This window comes from Nostoc sp. CmiVER01 (genome assembly GCF_034531135.2).
Taxonomy (GTDB): domain Bacteria; phylum Cyanobacteriota; class Cyanobacteriia; order Cyanobacteriales; family Nostocaceae; genus Nostoc.
The window spans coordinates 46,044-63,226 of the sequence record NZ_JAVRBU020000022.1; the positions used below are offsets into that span (position 1 = coordinate 46,044).

Annotated in this window: 18 protein-coding genes; 7 read left to right on the forward strand and 11 right to left on the reverse strand. The window is 42.2% G+C overall.

The window, feature by feature from the left end:
• Positions 1–422: 422 nt before the first annotated feature.
• Positions 423–1,838: an efflux RND transporter periplasmic adaptor subunit gene (locus RMZ43_RS30585; RefSeq protein ID WP_322654963.1), complete on the forward strand. Its 1,416-nt coding sequence runs from the start codon at positions 423–425 to the stop codon at positions 1,836–1,838.
• A gap of 83 nt (positions 1,839–1,921) precedes the next feature.
• Positions 1,922–5,074 carry an efflux RND transporter permease subunit gene (locus tag RMZ43_RS30590; RefSeq protein WP_322654964.1) on the forward strand — a complete coding sequence of 1,051 codons (3,153 nt, stop codon included), beginning with the start codon at positions 1,922–1,924 and terminating at the stop codon, positions 5,072–5,074.
• Positions 5,075–5,093: 19 nt separating this feature from the next.
• On the opposite strand, the gene RMZ43_RS30595 is transcribed toward RMZ43_RS30590, so the two are convergent.
• The gene (locus tag RMZ43_RS30595) at positions 5,094–5,549 is read right to left on the reverse strand and encodes an HNH endonuclease (RefSeq protein ID WP_322654965.1); all 456 of its coding nucleotides are present in this window, start codon (positions 5,547–5,549) and stop codon (positions 5,094–5,096) included.
• Positions 5,539–5,934, reverse strand: coding sequence for a hypothetical protein (locus RMZ43_RS30600; protein ID WP_322654966.1), 396 nt, complete (start codon positions 5,932–5,934; stop codon positions 5,539–5,541). The genes RMZ43_RS30595 and RMZ43_RS30600 overlap by 11 nt, the downstream gene beginning before the upstream one ends.
• Before the next feature lie 165 nt (positions 5,935–6,099).
• On the opposite strand from RMZ43_RS30600, the gene RMZ43_RS30605 reads away from it, so the two are divergent.
• The 3 genes from RMZ43_RS30605 (at position 6,100) to RMZ43_RS30615 (ending at position 10,603) form a co-directional block, all read left to right on the forward strand.
• The gene (locus tag RMZ43_RS30605) at positions 6,100–6,576 is read left to right on the forward strand and encodes a hypothetical protein (RefSeq protein WP_322655001.1); all 477 of its coding nucleotides are present in this window, start codon (positions 6,100–6,102) and stop codon (positions 6,574–6,576) included.
• A gap of 146 nt (positions 6,577–6,722) precedes the next feature.
• Positions 6,723–6,980, forward strand: coding sequence for a hypothetical protein (locus RMZ43_RS30610; RefSeq protein ID WP_322654967.1), 258 nt, complete (start codon positions 6,723–6,725; stop codon positions 6,978–6,980).
• Between the two features lie 398 nt (positions 6,981–7,378).
• Positions 7,379–10,603 carry a HEAT repeat domain-containing protein gene (locus RMZ43_RS30615; protein ID WP_322654968.1) on the forward strand — a complete coding sequence of 1,075 codons (3,225 nt, stop codon included), beginning with the start codon at positions 7,379–7,381 and terminating at the stop codon, positions 10,601–10,603.
• Between the two features lie 156 nt (positions 10,604–10,759).
• On the opposite strand, the gene RMZ43_RS30620 is transcribed toward RMZ43_RS30615, so the two are convergent.
• From RMZ43_RS30620 to RMZ43_RS30640, 5 genes are all read right to left on the reverse strand, one after another.
• Positions 10,760–12,691 carry a M48 family metallopeptidase gene (locus tag RMZ43_RS30620; RefSeq protein ID WP_322654969.1) on the reverse strand — a complete coding sequence of 644 codons (1,932 nt, stop codon included), beginning with the start codon at positions 12,689–12,691 and terminating at the stop codon, positions 10,760–10,762.
• Positions 12,692–12,697: 6 nt separating this feature from the next.
• A complete protein-coding gene (locus RMZ43_RS30625; protein ID WP_322650537.1) occupies positions 12,698–13,285 on the reverse strand; it encodes a LemA family protein in 588 nt (195 codons plus the stop codon).
• Between the two features lie 220 nt (positions 13,286–13,505).
• A complete protein-coding gene (locus tag RMZ43_RS30630; protein ID WP_322650536.1) occupies positions 13,506–13,757 on the reverse strand; it encodes a hypothetical protein in 252 nt (83 codons plus the stop codon).
• 167 nt (positions 13,758–13,924) lie between these two features.
• Positions 13,925–14,185 carry a type II toxin-antitoxin system RelE family toxin gene (locus RMZ43_RS30635; RefSeq protein WP_322650535.1) on the reverse strand — a complete coding sequence of 87 codons (261 nt, stop codon included), beginning with the start codon at positions 14,183–14,185 and terminating at the stop codon, positions 13,925–13,927.
• The gene (locus RMZ43_RS30640; RefSeq protein ID WP_322650534.1) at positions 14,182–14,400 is read right to left on the reverse strand and encodes a hypothetical protein; all 219 of its coding nucleotides are present in this window, start codon (positions 14,398–14,400) and stop codon (positions 14,182–14,184) included. The genes RMZ43_RS30635 and RMZ43_RS30640 overlap by 4 nt, the downstream gene beginning before the upstream one ends.
• Before the next feature lie 238 nt (positions 14,401–14,638).
• On the opposite strand from RMZ43_RS30640, the gene RMZ43_RS30645 reads away from it, so the two are divergent.
• Together RMZ43_RS30645 and RMZ43_RS30650 are read left to right on the forward strand one after the other, a co-directional pair.
• On the forward strand, positions 14,639–14,872 hold the full coding sequence (locus RMZ43_RS30645) for a DUF6883 domain-containing protein (protein ID WP_322650533.1): 234 nt from the start codon (positions 14,639–14,641) through the stop codon (positions 14,870–14,872).
• The gene (locus tag RMZ43_RS30650; protein ID WP_322654970.1) at positions 14,869–15,093 is read left to right on the forward strand and encodes a DUF4926 domain-containing protein; all 225 of its coding nucleotides are present in this window, start codon (positions 14,869–14,871) and stop codon (positions 15,091–15,093) included. The genes RMZ43_RS30645 and RMZ43_RS30650 overlap by 4 nt, the downstream gene beginning before the upstream one ends.
• Before the next feature lie 49 nt (positions 15,094–15,142).
• On the opposite strand, the gene vapC is transcribed toward RMZ43_RS30650, so the two are convergent.
• The 4 genes from vapC to RMZ43_RS30670 all read right to left on the reverse strand — a co-directional run bounded on the left by vapC (position 15,143) and on the right by RMZ43_RS30670 (position 17,006).
• On the reverse strand, positions 15,143–15,544 hold the full coding sequence (gene vapC / locus RMZ43_RS30655) for a type II toxin-antitoxin system tRNA(fMet)-specific endonuclease VapC (protein WP_322654971.1): 402 nt from the start codon (positions 15,542–15,544) through the stop codon (positions 15,143–15,145).
• Entirely contained in the window at positions 15,541–15,900 is a 360-nt protein-coding gene (locus tag RMZ43_RS30660; RefSeq protein WP_322654972.1) for a hypothetical protein, read from the reverse strand. The genes vapC and RMZ43_RS30660 overlap by 4 nt, the downstream gene beginning before the upstream one ends.
• Before the next feature lie 445 nt (positions 15,901–16,345).
• Positions 16,346–16,759 (reverse strand): type II toxin-antitoxin system VapC family toxin, encoded by a 414-nt coding sequence (locus RMZ43_RS30665; RefSeq protein ID WP_322654973.1) that lies wholly within the window; start codon positions 16,757–16,759, stop codon positions 16,346–16,348.
• Positions 16,746–17,006 (reverse strand): DUF2281 domain-containing protein, encoded by a 261-nt coding sequence (locus tag RMZ43_RS30670; protein WP_322654974.1) that lies wholly within the window; start codon positions 17,004–17,006, stop codon positions 16,746–16,748. Before RMZ43_RS30670 ends, RMZ43_RS30665 begins: the two co-directional genes overlap by 14 nt.
• Positions 17,007–17,183 lie beyond the last annotated feature (177 nt).

Below are 17,183 nucleotides of genomic sequence, written 5' to 3' on the forward strand. Positions count from 1 at the left end.
TGCATGGTATGGAATGGTTTCCTGGCGACACAAAGGCTTCAGAGGGATTATCGATGCCGGACAAAAATATTTACTTGATATAACTTTATACATAAAAGGCAGATTTTAAATTAGATAAATCTAGATTCGCCTCACTAGTTTTTCATATCTAACCATTGGTTGACGGTGATCTAAATACATATATTGTGTGACCTTGAGTAACTAGATGATATGAAATAATTTTTGTATCATAATCTACATAAGTTTTTTTAAGATTTTTTTGCTAGTAATTACTCTTAATTAACTTGTTTAATTATATACGTCGGTATATAAAAGACATTTACTATGAAATGCGTCATAGTTGATATGAAGTAAATAAACTTCAAGTTTTCTTAAGAAAATACCAAGATTGGTATACGTAGACAGAAAGTGGAGGTAGGACTGTGAGCGATGACAGTGTTTCAGAAATCGAGGTGGAAGAAGCTATAACCTATAAAGATAGGAGCTTTTTGAGCAAATCGGATCAAAAATCAACTAGGGCATGGTTGAAACCATTATTTTTAGGTGCTGGTTTAGGAATTGCGATCGCCTTTGGTGGGATGGGTGTATTAAGTCGTCTTTCACTTCGTCAACCAAGCGTGGTAGCTGATAAAAAAGTTAACCCAGCAATGACAGTTACCATCGCCACAGTAGAAACCGCCCGTGTTTTCCGTACCCTCAAAACTACTGGAACTGTAGCAGCACACGATTTAATTCCAGTTTTACCGCAGACGAACGGCTTACAAATCAAAAGCATCTCCGAAGATGTAAAAGAAGGGGCTTTTGTCAAAAAAGGTCAAGTGTTGGCAGTGTTGGATGGTTCCATATTGCAAAGCCAAATTAGCCAAGCAAAAGCAGACGTAGAATCAAAACAAGCAGATTTAGCAGCCAAACAGGCAGATTTGGCATCAAATAAAGCCATAGTCCAGCAAAAACAAGCAGATTTAGCTCAAGCTAAGGCGAGGCTAGAAGAAGCAGCTAAGAATTATCAGCGCTATCAACAACTCGCTGATTCTGGGACGATTAGTAAGCAAGAACTCGATACTCGTTCCTACGCTGTGAAAACTGCCGTAGAAGTTGTGAATCTTTCCCAAGAAAATGTGCGTAGTGCCCAGGCCAATATCGGTAGCGCCCAAGCTATCATCAACAAAGCCAAAGCCGATGTCCGCAGTAGTGCTGCTAAGGTGCAACAACTACAAACTCAGTTGGGACAAACTGTGGTGCGATCGCCTGTCGCTGGAGTAATAGCCGAGAAATTGGCCAGAGTCGGTGATGTGACTGGTGTACCACCACAAACCCAGGTGGGAACTGTGATTGGTGGCACACAAAAGCTATTTTCGATTATCCGAGATGAAAAGTTAGAACTTCAGGCAAAAGTACCAGAAATTCAACTAAATCAGGTGAAAATTGGTGCATCTGTGCAAATTACTTCAGATGTCGATCAGCGCGTGCGATCGCAAGGACGAGTCAGGGAGATACAGCCACAGGTAAACGATCAAAGGCGGGAGGCTACAGTCAAAATTGACTTACCGCCAACAACTTTACTTAAACCAGGGATGTTTGCTAATGCTGCAATTACTACTAACTCAGGGATAAAAATAGTAGTGCCGCAAAAAGCAGTGCAATCTCAAGCAGACTCAAGTGTAATTGTATTCACCTTATCGAGTGAAGATATAGTCCGCAGCCAAAAAGTAGAGTTAGGAGATCCTGCCAATGACGATAAAGTGGAAATCAAAAGTGGATTGCAATTAGGCGATCGCGTTGTAGTTGATGGTGCAGGATATCTCAAAGATGGTGAGAAAGTTCGAGTTGCAAGTTGAAAGGAATGGGGAATGGGGAATGGGAAATAACCAATGACTAATGACAAATAACTAATCCAAAATCTAAAATCTAAAATTTTCCAATGTCTTTTAATATCTCAGCTTGGTCGATTAAAAAACCCGTTCCTACAATAGTTTTATTTTTAATTTTGACAGTTGTGGGTTGGTTCTCCTTCATATCCTTGGGGATTGATACTAACCCAAATATTGATGTGCCAACAGTTTCGATAAAAGTTACGCAACCGGGTGCAGGCCCGGCCGAACTAGAATCCCAAGTGACGAAGAAAATTGAAGATGCCGTTGCAGGGTTGGGCAATATTGATTATATGATTTCCACTGTCAGCGATGGGAATTCTAAGACGACAATCAATTTTGTTTTGGGTACAGATAGCGATCGCGCCACCAATGATGTTCGCAATGCGATCGCTCAAATTCGTCAAGATTTACCCCAAGATATCAACGATCCAATTGTGGAACGTCTGGAATTTTCTGGCGGCCCGGTGATTACTTACGCGGTTAAATCAGATCGGCGTTCCGTAGAAGAATTAAGCAACCTTGTCGATCAAACCATTAGCCGCGCCTTATTGGGAGTCCGTGGTGTAGCCCAAATTCAGCGCGTCGGTGGAGTTGACCGAGAAATTCGGATTAATCTGAATCCAAACCGCTTACAATCTTTAGGTATCACCGCCACCCAGGTAAACGACCAAATCCGCGCTTTGAACATTAACTTACCTGGGGGACGCGCCGAAGTCGGTGGTAGTGAACAAAGTATCCGCACTTTAGGAAGCGCCGCCAGTGTGGATATGTTGAAAACCTACGAAATCCTCTTACCACAAGGCGGTTCTGTACCCTTATCCACCTTGGGAACTGTAGAAGATAAATTTGGCGATGTGCGTCAAGCCGCGCGCTTAAATAATCAACCTGTGGTAGCTTTTCAGGTGTTGCGTAGTACTGGCAGCGTTTTGGTGACTGTGGAACAAGGAGTCAAAGCAGCAGTTAAAGAGCTGGAAAAAACCCTTCCCGCAGATGTGAAGCTGGATTTAATTTTTACTAGAGCTGATGTTGTTCGCCAATCTTACCAAAGCACCATTGATGAATTGATTCAAGCTTCAGTGCTGGCAGTCATCGTTATTTTAGTATTTTTGCGGGACTGGCGAGCAACATTAATTACGGCTGTTGCCTTACCCCTATCAATAATTCCTACCTTTGCGGTGCAGCAAGCCCTTGGTTACACCCTCAACAACATGACTTTGTTGGCATTAGCGTTAGCGGTGGGCAACTTAGTAGATGATGCCGTTGTGGAAATTGAAAACATGGAACGGCACATGGCTATGGGCAAGTCAGCTTGGGAAGCTGCTTTTGATTCTTCTGATGAAGTAGGGTTAGCGGTAGTAGCAAGTTCAGCAACGATTGTTGCGGTGTTTATGCCCGTTGCCTTTATGGGTGGGATTCCGGGGCAGTTTTTCCAACCATTTGGTGTTACCGTTGCCGTTTCCACAATTTTCTCAACTCTGGTAGCGCGGATGGTTACGCCAATGATGGGGGCGTATCTTTTGAAGGAAGAGGGGAGTGGGGAGTGGGGAGTAGGGAGTAGGGAGCAGGGGGCAGGGAGAGTAATAAAATTTTTGAATTTTAAATTTGCACTTCCAGGTAGCGGGTATGGCAGCAAAAAACATAGAACTAAAAAGCGTCGGGGGTTTCAACCTTATAGATCGCTCCTTGAGTGGGCGTTACGCCATAGATTGACAACAATGGCGATCGCTTTAGCTTTCTTTATTGCGAGTCTAACGCTGGTTCCGTTGATTCCCAAGGGTTTTGTGGATGATGGCGATTTTGGAATTTCCAACGTATCTATAGAATTACCTCCTGGTTCGACATTAGAAGACGTTAATAAGGTAGTCACACAAGCTACTAACATCATTCGGCAAAACCCAGTAGTTGAACGTGTATTAGCGACAGAAGAGATTAATTCTGCAACCCTTGCCATTAATCTCAAACCTAGAGAAGAACGAAATATTTCCCAAAAACAGTTTGAAGAACAAGTACGTCCTGACTTTGAACAAATACCAGGAGCTAGAATTAGTTTCCAAAGTCAGTCACCAGGCGACAGTCGGAAAGGTTTATCAATTGTCCTCAGAAGTGAAAATCCTGAAGCGTTGAATCAAGCTGCTGATGCCCTAGAAAAGCAGATGCGATCGCTAGCCGGATTGGTGGAAGTGTCTTCTACTGCGAGTTTGGTTAAACCAGAGATTTTGGTAATTCCCAACCCACAACGGGCAGCAGATTTAGGGGTGACAGTGCAAGCGATCGCTCGGACTGCTTCTCTTGCTACCATCGGCGATAATGAGGCCAACTTGGCGAAATTTAATTTAAGCGATCGGCAAATCCCCATTCGGGTGCAAATCGATCCGACAGCGCGGGCTGACATCAACACAATCACAAATCTACAAGTCCCTAGTCAAAATGGGAGATTAATTCCCCTTGTCGCAGTTGCAGACATCCGCTTTGGCAGTGGCCCTGCAACCATCAACCGCTATGATCGCGCCCGTCAAGTTGCCGTAGAAGCCAATCTACAAAGGATTTCTTTGGGAGAGGCAGTAGAAACAATCAACAAACTACCTGTGATGCAAAACTTACCGTCAGGGGTAGTACAGCAACCATCCGGTAGCGCCAAAATTATGCGAGACATTTTCGGCCGTTTTGGCGGTGCATTAGGATTGGCATTAATGTGTATCTATGCAATTCTGGTGCTGTTGTATAACAACTTTCTGCATCCATTATCGATTATGGCGGCTTTGCCCTTTTGTTTAGGCGGCGCATTGGTAGCGTTAATGGTTGCTCAGAAACCTTTGGGAATATATGCTTTGATTGGGATCATCCTGCTGTTAGGAATTGTCACCAAAAACTCGATTCTGTTAGTTGACTATACAATCATCAACATGCAGGAAGGGAAAACCCAACGTCAGGCGCTTGTTGAATCGGGTGTGTCACGTCTGCGTCCGATTTTAATGACTTCTTTGGCAACGATCGCCGGGACTCTGCCTTTAGCATTAGGAATTGGCGCGGGTTCTGAAGTTCGCCAACCAATGGGAATTGCCATTATGGGCGGTTTTACAACTTCTACTCTGTTGACATTGGTGGTAGTGCCAGTGATATTTAGCTACATTGACAATTTCCAGAGTTTGATTATGGATAGATTGCGCTATGGCTTTGGTAAGAAACCATCGCGTTCATAACTACGAACTTTTACCATTTTTACTGCGGTGGATGCAGTTCGGCTGAAGTCAGAAGACGACGCAAGTTAACAACTCCAACCCGATTTAATTGCAGAGCTTCCACCGTGGCTCGACCACAGGGATTTTTCCCGATAATCTTGGTAAAATCATCGTTCCAGGTAAAATTCTCTGACCAAAGCTGCTGACGAGGATGAAACAGCGCAATCTCTTGTTTGGTTTCTGGATCAGAATGGCTGATTTTGGTATGCTTTCGAGCATTGCAGCCAAAACACGACCAAGCTAAATTTTCTGAGATCGTTTCTCCACCTGCCTGACGGGGTTTGATGTGTTCTACAGTGAAGCTGTCAGGAGAAAATTCTTCTGGGCATCGGCAATATTCACAAAGACTTTTAGCTCTGCTAGCTATCGTTCGTCTCAGTGCAGCAGGTACTCGTTTCTCTTCTGGCGACGCTTTGCGAACAAACTCAGACGGCATGGAATAACTGAGAGTCTGATAAAAATTGGCGATTCAAGGTAAGCAAGTCGATCTTCTTGAGCTTTGCTAACTCAATGAGAGCTTGCAGACGTTCGACTCTCCACTGTTCTAGCCGATCTTCATACTGGATCAATTCTTCGTGTTCGATCGCAGTGAGTTCACCCCATTCACAGCGATCACGTAAATCCTGTAATCTTTTCTGCTCGTCAGACGCAAGGTGACGTTGGATTACTTCCAGCAGAACTACTTCCTGATCATTGGATGTACCTGGCTGGGAGGGTTCAGACAGAAACTCTAATAACTGTACCACGGCAGATAACTTTTCTGGAGACAACTGCTCAATCAGTTCGATTGCTCTTCTACGAATATCGGTTGCTGGAGTCATACAAAGTCAGACTTACCTGTATCTAATCAAATTGTACTCAGATTGGGCTGATTTTTCGATTGCTCCCAAATGCGGCGATCGCACTTTATGCTATGGGATGTGGGATGTGCGATCGCATTTACCAATGGGAATCATAACAAACAGATTCACCTGAGTAAATATTTAATGGCTTACCAAAACATTACTGCCTCCCTTTCCCCAGCAGATATCCAAGAAATTAAAGCAGCCTTTGCGACTATCCAAGCAAAGATGCCTTTTCTGGTAACTCTGAGTGTGGAAGAACGACGCAAGTTATTTAAGATGGGCGATAAAAGCCTAGCTTTTGTCAACACTAGCCTAACTGCTGCCCAGTCTAACCGAGACATTTTACCAGCTAGCTTTGATGTAGATGAGTTTGTGCGCGATTATCAATTAGCCGCAACGCTTACCGAACTGTTGATCAAACTGCAACAACTGACAGAACAGGTAGATGATACCCTAATGGCAGTCGGTAGCGAAGCAATGGGTAGCAGTTTGACTGTTTATGATTACGTCAAGACTGCTGCTAAGAAGACTCCAGGGTTAAAAACTCTTGCTGAACAGTTAGGGGAACGGTTTAAAGCTATTAAAAGTAAACCTGCTAAAGCTGCTTCTGGTTCATAGGCTGTAAACATTGCCAGAGAGAAAGGAAGAGTAAAAGGGGAAAAGTTAAAGGTTGATGCACATCCTTTTCTTTTCCCCTTTTTGTTTTCTTAACTGGTGAATGAGTCTTTGATACTCGCGGGCGAGTCTTTGATACTCGCGGGAGAGTGTTTAATACTCGTGGACGAGTCTTTGATACTCGTGAGCGAGTCTTTGATACTCGTCGGCGAGTCTTTAATACTCGCGGGAGAGTCTTTGATACTCGTGGACGAGTCTTTGATACTCGTGAGCGAGTCTTTAATACTCGTGGACGAGTCCTTGATACTCGCGGGAGAGTCTTTGATACTCGTGAGCAAAAATTAACATTAATTCCGTATACTCAGAACTTGCATCAGTCCCAACAACCGCCTCAGAATGAATTCTGAGGCTAATAGCTAAAGTCTTCTAAAGAAGACTGAATAAGGTTTATAGTCTACTTGAGTGAACTTGTGCTAAAAGCCTGTGAAATTTATTTATTGGCGGGATGTGTACTGGTGCAGCATATAGCTTTAATTACTTATAAATAATTCACTATCAGCCTGACTCAAGCAAAAACCCTTTACAACTCTTTTACTTTGCGCTCTTCGCGTCATTTGCGGTTCGTTTCTTCATTCTCTGATTCCTGGCTGAACGCAGCATAATAGTAAACTTCCAAATTTGGAATGCTCCCACAAATACAAACCTAAAAACCCAAATAAATCTGACTTTCTCAATCAGGAACTAGGAATTGCAAGGTTGTTATTATACTTTTAGCCGCGTGTAATCTGCCACCTTGCCCCAAATTATGCTCATCACACCCTGCCAGAACAGCAAGCTTTCCCTCTTTTTCCTTTTCTGTTTCACCCTACTTCTGACTTTCTTCCTCTCTCTACCTTGGGTAAACGCCAAAGAAACCCCCAAACCCAAACCCCAAGATTGGCAGATTAACGGTATATCAGCAGCTCTTGATGATAGATACGACAAAGTTAAGGGATATGCTCTGGACAAATTATCTGAATATGAGCTAAAAGACTTCAAAACCGTGTTTAAGAAACCAGAGGAAATTGCCCGGAAAGCCACTAATATCCTCAAGGATGAAAAGGTTGACTCATCTGTTCGTAGCAGTGCGGCAGTGGCATTGGGCAACTTCGGGCAGGCGGCGGCTCAATACATCCCTGACATCGCCAATATCCTCAAGGATGAAAAGGTTGACTCAAATGTTCGTAGCAGTGCAGCAGTGGCATTGGGCAAGTTCGGGCAGGCGGCGGCTCAATACATCCCTGACATCGCCAATATCCTCAAGGATGAAAAGGTTGACTCAAATGTTCGTGGCAGTGCGGCAGTGGCATTGGGCAAGTTCGGGCAGGCGGCGGCTCAATACATCCCTGACATCCTCAATATCCTCAAGGATAAAAAGGTTGACTCGTATGTTCGTGGCAGAGCCGCAGAGGCATTGGGCAACTTGGGGCAGGCGGCGGCTCAATACATCCCTGACATCCTCAATATCCTCAAGGATGAAAAGGTTGACTCGTATGTTCGTGGCAGAGCCGCAGAGGCATTGGGCAACTTGGGGCAGGCGGCAGCTCAATACATCCCTGACATCCTCAATATCCTCAAGGATGAAAAGGTTGACTTGTATGTTCGTAGCAGAGCCGCAGAGGCATTGGACAACTTGGGGCAGGCGGCGGCTCAATACATCCCTGACATCGCCAATATCCTCAAGGATGAAAAGGTTGACTTGTATCTTCGTAGCAGTGCAGCAGTGGCATTGGGCAACTTCAAGCAGGCGGCAGCTCAATACATCCCTGACATCCTCAATATCCTCAAGGATGAAAAGGTTGACAAGTATGTTCGTGGCAGAGCGGCAGAGGCATTGGGCAAGTTCGGACAGGCGGCGGCTCAATACATCCCTGACATCGCCAATATCCTCAAGGATGAAAAGGTTGACTCGTATGTTCGTAGCAGTGCAGCAGTGGCATTGGGCAACTTCGGGCAGGCGGCGGCTCAATACATCCCTGACATCGCCAATATCCTCAAGGATAAAAAGGTTGACTCAGATGTTCGTAGCAGAGCGGCAGAGGCATTGGGCAACTTCAAGCAGGCGGCGGCTCAATACATCCCTGACATCCTCAATATCCTCAAGGATGAAAAGGTTGACAAGTATGTTCGTGGCAGTGCGGGAGAGGCATTAGGGAAAATCAGACAACTGAAGTTAGAAGAGGTTGTCGTAATTTTGAATTATGCCTACGAACCAAATCAACAATTCTTTATTTTTTCTCTTGAGAATAATAACTTTGAATTTTGGCGATTTTGGACTTATTTCTTAGGTGGCAGTAACGAGGATGTCAAAACCTTGCTGACATGGCTAGGCAGACCTCAAGCAATTCCTGATAAACTGACACACGATGAAGGTGTAAAAACACTAGAACTCTTCCTTAAAGCCTGGGAACTCAGCCGAGATTTAGCACGATTACACGAAGACTTAGCGAAGGAAATCGCTGTAGTCGCTAGAAAAGTTTCTTGGCATCCAGGAGATATTGTCATTTTAGAAAAGCACTACAACAACCTCAAAGGACTCAACGAAGCTGATTCACTGCAATCAGTCATAATTAACCTCAAGGGTTGGCAGTGGTTTTTTAACGCCAAAACTACTATTTTGATTCACGCTGCGTTTTGGCTTCTCCTCATCTTTGCCTACCCGAAATTTCCCCAAATCCAAGCCATCTTCTTCTGGAACCCTTGGATACGCCGGATTCTCGGCGTGGGCTATGTCGGCTTTCTCCTCACCTGGTTTCCCCCCTTCCGCCGCAAATTATTTGAACCCTTCAAACCTTCCCTATTAGCTGATGCCGGCTTAGATAATTTTTATGATCAATCATACTTCCCAGAATCAAAAGTCAAAGTCCCCACATCAGGAGACATCCAGCCAATTACCGCAGCCCTACCCAGCATTCAAGGACAAATTATCTTAGAAGGAGATTCCGGCTTAGGCAAGTCGATGTTTCTCCGTCATCTGTTGAAAAATCAAGAGCGCATAGTCGTTTATCTCCCCGCCCAAAAGTGTCATAAAGGCGTAATTGAAGCTATCCAAGACAAGCTACACGGCCAAGCCCAAGATGCCAGCTTCTTGAAAAACCTGATTTACAGTGGCGCGATAGATATCTGCATCGACGGACTCAACGAAGTCACCGCCGAAACCCGCGCCAAAATCTGCCAGTTTGTCGAAAGCTATTTCCGGGGCAATATTATAATGACTACCCAGCCCCTAGAGTGGACACCGCCCTCTACAGCAAAAATATACTACTTGCAGCCCCTTGAACAACAACAAATTCAAGAGTTTTTGATCTCCCGTCAGCCGCGACTCCCCAAAGATGCCAAAATTCAAGGTGCTGATTACGAAAAAGCCTGCACCATTTATTTAACAGAAGTCCTCAAACAGCAACAAGCCCAAGAAGAGTTAGATGCTGTCCGCCGAATTCTTTCCAACCCAATGGATCTAACAGTAGTAGCGCTGATGCTATCACAAGGTAAACAGCCAAACTTATTTCGCCTGCAAGAACAGCAATACAATTTAATGGCGGCAGAATACCTGAAAGAATGGAATCAAGAATTTCCGTTAAAAAAATTCTCAGCCGCCGTCTACGAAATGCGACTCGAAGACAAACAAGCTATACCCGCAGATGAATTTTACCAAGTAGCCATGTCTTTGTCAGACGATAAATACAAGATGGTAGTCAGCCGCCAGTGGCAAGATGAAAAAGGCGAAGCCAAGAAACAATGGTACTTCCGCCACGATAAAATCATGGATTTCTTTTTAGTGCAAAACTTTCTCGGCGAAACTGATGCCGCCGAAGGACTATTAGTTGATAGAATGGGCGATCCGCGTTTTCGTGGTGTTTATTTCTTGCTAGCAACCTTGCTTCCTTTAGATGCAGCCAAAGAACTGCGGGAAGATTTGATTCAATACGCGGCGGATACTAAAGACAATACGGTGAGTAATACTTTTGTGCAGTTGTTGCGAACTAGATAAGTGGGGCATTAGACAATAAAAGAACTCCTCCCCGCAGGCGACTACCGTGTACACACAAATCGAATTACCCCCCTTAATCCCCCTTATAAAGGGGGGAAACACGAATCTAGTTCCCTCCCCTTTATAAGGGGAGGGTTAGGGTGGGGTAAGGTTATATTAACTTCGCTGTGGAGAAGATTGTTTCTGTTTGGAAACACCACGCTGAGGGTTTAAAAATGGGGGAATGGGACAATCTAGCGTCATTGCGATCGCTCTTAATAAATCTGCTTCTGACTGTGTTACTTTATTATCCAAAAGTACCGTGTGGGCACAGGCATCAACAATAGCCTGCTTCAGTTTGGGACTAGCAAGACGGAGGCGATCAATACTCTTCTTAAGCTCAGTGAAATTACAATTTAGTGGCATGTCTGGTTTTTGTTGTTCTCCAGCTTTGGGAAGTCGAAAAACTCCAGAACGAAAAGCATAGGCGATGTCTTCGGTGGAGGTATCGGGTTGGGAGTATCCGATGCGGGCAATTACAGACAATACTAATAAACTATCTGGCCAAATCTCTTCTATAGAGGTAAATTCGACTGTTGTCGCAGATGTAGGATTTATACTAGGCTGGAGGCGATGCCACAAAATTAACTGCAACACAAAATGCCACAGTGATAAACTTCCGGTAGCTACAACTAAACCGTGAAGACATTTGCACAACCTCTGGCATTCTTTAGCAGAATTTTGACGCAATACGGGTACTGCTAAATCTACAAGTGGCAAGCGAATTCTGGGATCTAACTGGCTAATTTCGCTAGTCAATTCCAGGGTTTTATCTACTAACTCAGCAGGCTGCACCTCGCGTAACCAAGTAATTTGACGTTGTTGGATCTCGATATTTTCAGTATCTAACGCTAGCGCAAAAGCGATCGCCATTGCACTTTCTTGTTCCCGCGCACCCAAACGCAGACATTCTGGTAACTGCGATAACAACGCTTGAGCATGGGCAAAATGCTCTGGTGTAACGCTTCCTACCTGGTTTACAACCTGTTCTGGTGTGGGGCCAGAACCACCAGCAAAGCCCATTGTTAGAGATTCCTGGGAGGGGGAACGCCCTTGATTACGAGATGGCACTGCTGGTAAATTGCTGACATTCAAACCCCCAACGCGGCGGATACGTTCTGCTAAGGGTGGGTGGGTAGAAAACATATTTTCCCAGAAAGAGGGGTTGAGGGCGTTGCCAAAAAACATGTGGCTAGCGGCTTCTGCTCCGGGCGCAATCAAGCGTGAATCCATCTTTTGGAGTTTTTGGAAGACTCCGGTAAGTCCATTGGGGTTGCGAGTGAACTGTACAGCCGAAGCATCGGCGAGAAATTCGCGTTGGCGAGAGATGGCGGCTTTAATTAAGCGTCCACAGAATAATCCGATACCGCCAATTGCCATCAATGCCAAACCAAAAGCCCAGATAGGTAAACCTTTGTCTTCCTTTCCTAAACGGAAGCTATCACGAATCCGCCACAGCAATTCCCCAGTTAAATAAATGAACAAAATCCCGTGCAATAATCCCACCAAACGCAAATTTAGCCGCATATCTCCATTGAGAATATGGCTGAATTCGTGGCCGATGACTCCTTGTAGTTCATCCCGGTTCAGGTGTTGCAAAGTTCCACGGGTAACTCCAATTACAGCATCATTGGGCGTAAATCCGGCAGCGAAGGCATTAATCCCGGTTTCTCTCTCAAGCAGATAAACTTCTGGGACGGAAATACCAGAAGCGATCGCCATTTCCTCGACAATATTTAATAGTTGTCGCCCTTGTTCATCGGCTGTATCTGGTAGCAGGAGTCTTCCCCCCAACTCTTGGGCAATTACGCTTCCGCCCTCACGGAGATAGGCAATTTTATATAAGCTTCCGATTGCGATCGCAATTATTGTAATCCCAGCCACGTAAAGAAATATCCCTGGATGCCACCAAACACGGGGAGCCATGCGAAACAGAAATAAAGTGGCAATATAAATCGCCATAATCATGACTGCGATCGACAGGGAAAATAACCCGATTAATTGTTGCGTATTTTGGCGTGCCCGATCCTGATGTTCAAAGAAATTCATAGACACCTAAAAAGACACGCGTGGAGCATTTCTAATTTCTGGAGTAGCTTCGGGAAGCAATTCTGCAACAGTAAAGTTAAAAGTATTGGCTACAAGGTTGCTGGGGAAAGATTCGCTCTTGGTGTTATAAAGTGTCACGGCGTCATTAAAAGCCTGACGGGCAAAAGCAATCCGGTTTTCAGTGGAAGATAATTCTTCCATAACCTGAGTCATGGCGCGATCGGCTTTCAATTCTGGATAAGATTCTGAAAGTACCATCAACCGACTTAAAGCACCCGTCAGCGCCCCTTCAGCATTACCTAACTGTTGCATCGCTTGTGGATCGCCGGGATTTTGTGCCGCACGACTGCTAGCATTAATTGCAGAATTCCGAGCCGCAATAACTGCTTCTAGAGTTTCCCGTTCATGTTTCATGTACCCTTTGGCAGTTTCCACCAAATTGGGAATTAAGTCATAGCGGCGCTGTAATTGAACATCAATTTGAGAGTAAGCATTTTTGTAACGATTGCGATACTTAACTAAATCGTTGTAAGCATTAATGATAATTACAGCAACAATGGCAAATAAAGCGACAGAAAATATTAAAAGCCCCATATTTTTAGATGATTTCCATCAGATACTTACTTTATATCCAGCAAAATTTGTGTGGATATAAAGATGAGTCTACTTGTAGCAAGTTGGCTTCGTCTTCTGTAAAATTAGTTACGCATATTTACTTATAATGCACGAAATCCCCGACTTTTTGAAGAAGTCGGGGATCTAAGCCTTACGATTTTCACCAATCAGATAAAATTGCTATATGTCATCAGATAAGTTACCCATGAATATGAAGAAATAGGGAATAACCACTGACAGCAAAAATAAAAAGGATAGCGGTAGGAAAAATTATTACATCCCTGACAATAAATAAAATCCAATCTTTTCTTAATTCTTGTTTAAACTTGAGTTCCCGCAGTTTTCGCTCAAGTTCTACATCTTCTTGCGACTGTAAATTTTCAGGTAGCAGCATTAGTGGGTTGTCGCCTTTGCTGGCAATTATTTTTGATAAATCTGTTCTATCTATCATGCTATTTAGATGCCACTTTATAAACAATTTTGACGATTAAATCTTCAAAGTCTGTTACTGTGAGAAGATTTAAATGTTGCTCAGAAGTAGATTGTGACTTTTCCATAGAAAATCCTTAGAGATTGAACTCAATATTTTAATATTTGACCAAAAATAAAGTACAGAATTCAGTTGTAAATTTCTCTCCTATGTCCAACTCGATCAATAAAAATAGTTTTTTTATCAAGGTCAAACTCATAAATAACTCGATAATCTCCAACTCTCAGTTTAAAAAAACCTGATAAGTCAGCCGTCAGAGGTTGCGGTGTAATTTGGTCAAAATTATCAGCCAACCAGTTAATTTTGTTAACAATTCTTCCAGAGACTGCTTTTGTCAACTTTTCTAGGTCAGCTAGGGCTTCTGGTTCATACTCAACTAAGTAATTCATCCGTTCCCTAAATCGAGTCTTTGCATAACTTCTGCTGCGGGAATACCTTTAAAACCTGCCTCTCTACGCTTCTGAATTGCTAATAGTTCTTGTTTAAAATTCTCCTTGATTGTTTGATTCGCATCTGGATCTGCTAGAAATTCTTCTATTGTCTCTCTAACAGTTTCTCGAATCAGGGCTTTAAGTTCGTCAATGGTAAGATTATTAACTTGCATAGTGGTGATTTCATAAAAGGCTTATTTACCAATTTTAGTCTATCGGTAATCATTGCTGAGACGTAAAATGTTAAGTAAATTATAGTTAGCTAAGGCTGTAAAATTAACAGCGATGATTCAATAACTTGATAGGGTTATGCTGACTAATATAATGATGCTTATATCTGAGTTCATTTGTTTTCGAGGAATTCATCAACTGTAATTCCTACCTGTCGAATCAAACTTCTAAGTAACCCAGGTGCTAATTCCCGATGATTGGGAATTGATAAGGTTGCTTTTGATTCACACCAAAGTATCTAACGATGTTACAAAGATTGAAGATTCACCATTTGGAACTCGATATGCTATAGAAGGTACACTGCTTTCACCAGATGGCAGAAACGCCGTGATTAGTTCGGCTTGGTTTATTGAAACAGGGGAAACTATTCCTAAATTTGTTACTTCATACCCACTGAAACGGAGAGAAGAATGATTCAAGAACTTGATAGAGTTATTCTGACTAGTGATGTACCAGAATATAGTTTAGAAGAGGGTGATACAGGTACAGTTGTTTTAGTACATCAGGGTGGCAAAGGATATGAAGTTGAATTTGTCACATTGGATGGGGAAACTGTGGCAATTGTTTCACTCCACAGCATACAAGTACGTCCAATCGGTAGAAGAGAAATTGCGCGATCGCAGTTGATAATCTAATTTAGAATGGCATACAGCCAAATAATCGGGACTAACTAATGTTGAGTTTCTAAGGCATAATCCAGTTTTCCAACTTTAATCCATTGATACGTTCGTAGTGGCGAGTATTATTTGTTACTAAAGTATAATCTTCTGCAAGTGCAACACTAGCAATTAGTAAATCAAATTCAGCAATTGTTTGTCCTATTTTACGGAGTTCTGCTTTTAATTCACCATACTTTCTCAGAGCAGGATCAGTTAAAGGTACAACGGGTAAGTTTTGAATGAAGTTTTCTGCACGAGTTAAATTTTCCACTACTCGTTGAGAATTATAAGCACCAAAATATAACTCAGCAACTGTGATGCTACAAATATAAATTTGCTCCCATCCTATTTCTCTAACTTTATTTCTGACTGAATTAATATCTTTAATCCAATAAATGCAAGTATCAGTATCAAGTAAATAAGTCATAGACTAATATCATGGTTAGAAATAGTACGGCTATCATAAATGTCTTTGACTATTTCCTCAGCAGTACGTTCATCTTCCCAAGGGCCAAGCCTTTCCATAAATGTGTCTAGTGGATGCGGTTTTGACTGCTGTTCAGATGAGAGAATGATTTCATTAACTATCAATTGATTTGCTTCTGGGATTCCTAATTTTTTAGTTTCCTCTTTAGCTATAATCATCATTTGCATTAACGTTATAGCCTGACGCAAAACATCACCTTTGCTTGTGCCTATTTTATTTGCTAGTTCGTCTAATATCTGATTTAGTTCAGGTGACAAATCTAAGTTTAAGCGAACCATCTTTTGAGCGTTAGTCATGGTTCCATCCTTGTGTAAAATCTTAAGTATATTATAGTTGGCTAAAACTATCTTAAGAAATAAAGTCAGGATTTTTGCTATTGTTTACCTCCATAGCATACAAGTACATCCCATTGGTAGAAGATAAATTGCGCGATCGCGCGCAGTAAATTAATGTAAACAGTGCGATATATACTTGCTAAATTTATCCTCTTGAGTACCTAACGATTGAATCGGTGGCTAAAACCAAATTATTTCCGTATTATGCCACAGTAAAAAGCTGCGTTATTATACTGCCTAGCAATAAATACTTTGACAAACGTAAAACAGATATTAGTATCAAATAAATAGTTCACAGATTATAATTGCATGGGCGTAGCCAGCCGTAGGTATCGCTTACAATCCGACTACTTTGGGTAGAGCAATAAATTTCAGATAATAGTGATTTATGCTGTTTCTAATTAGCTCAAAATAAAAGATTTTCAAAAGGATAACTTTGCTTCCAACGATAGGTATTAAAGTCACGTTTATTTACTGAGAAAATGCGTCCATGCCCTAAATGTTCTGCTAAAATCACTAAGGAGGCATCAGCCAAATCCATTGGAAGATCAGCATATTTTCTCATTAATTCAATAATTCGAGCAGTATGGTGAAGTTCTAAATTAAAAACTGTAAATAATCCTTGTTCCAAACTATTTATAAAAGTAATTTCAGCGTCAATTCCCTTGCGAGTTAGCAAAAGATAACAGGTTTCTGTGACAACACACCATGTTGTAATTAAAGGTTCATTATATTGTTTTAAAGCCTGTTTTGCTTTTTCGTGGTATGTGTCTTTTTTATCAATAAGAGCTAACCAAAATCCTGTATCAACTATGATCATATTTAGTTGTCAATGTATTAAATAAAACTTCTTTATAAGTTGTTGATAAATTTTCGTCAACAGAACAACAACCAATTAATCCAATTTCATCAAACTTTTCATAGAGACTTTTTTCTTGACTATGATTTTCTGATTCTACTTGGGGATAACGCTTTTTGAGTAACTGAATAAAATCTAGTAGTAATATTTGAGCTTCTTCTGGTAAAGTATCAATATCTCTATATATTTCTTCAAATTTTATCAGCATAATTAACTTCTAAATTGAGGAAAATTTTCGGTATGACCCTATTATAGACTAATTTTAAGCTTGGGTGAGGTGACGTGATCGCGCCTGATAAATTAATGTAAACAGTGGGATGTATACTTCATAAATTTATCCTCTTGAGTGCTTAACAATTGAAGTCGCGGCTAAAGGCATACAGCC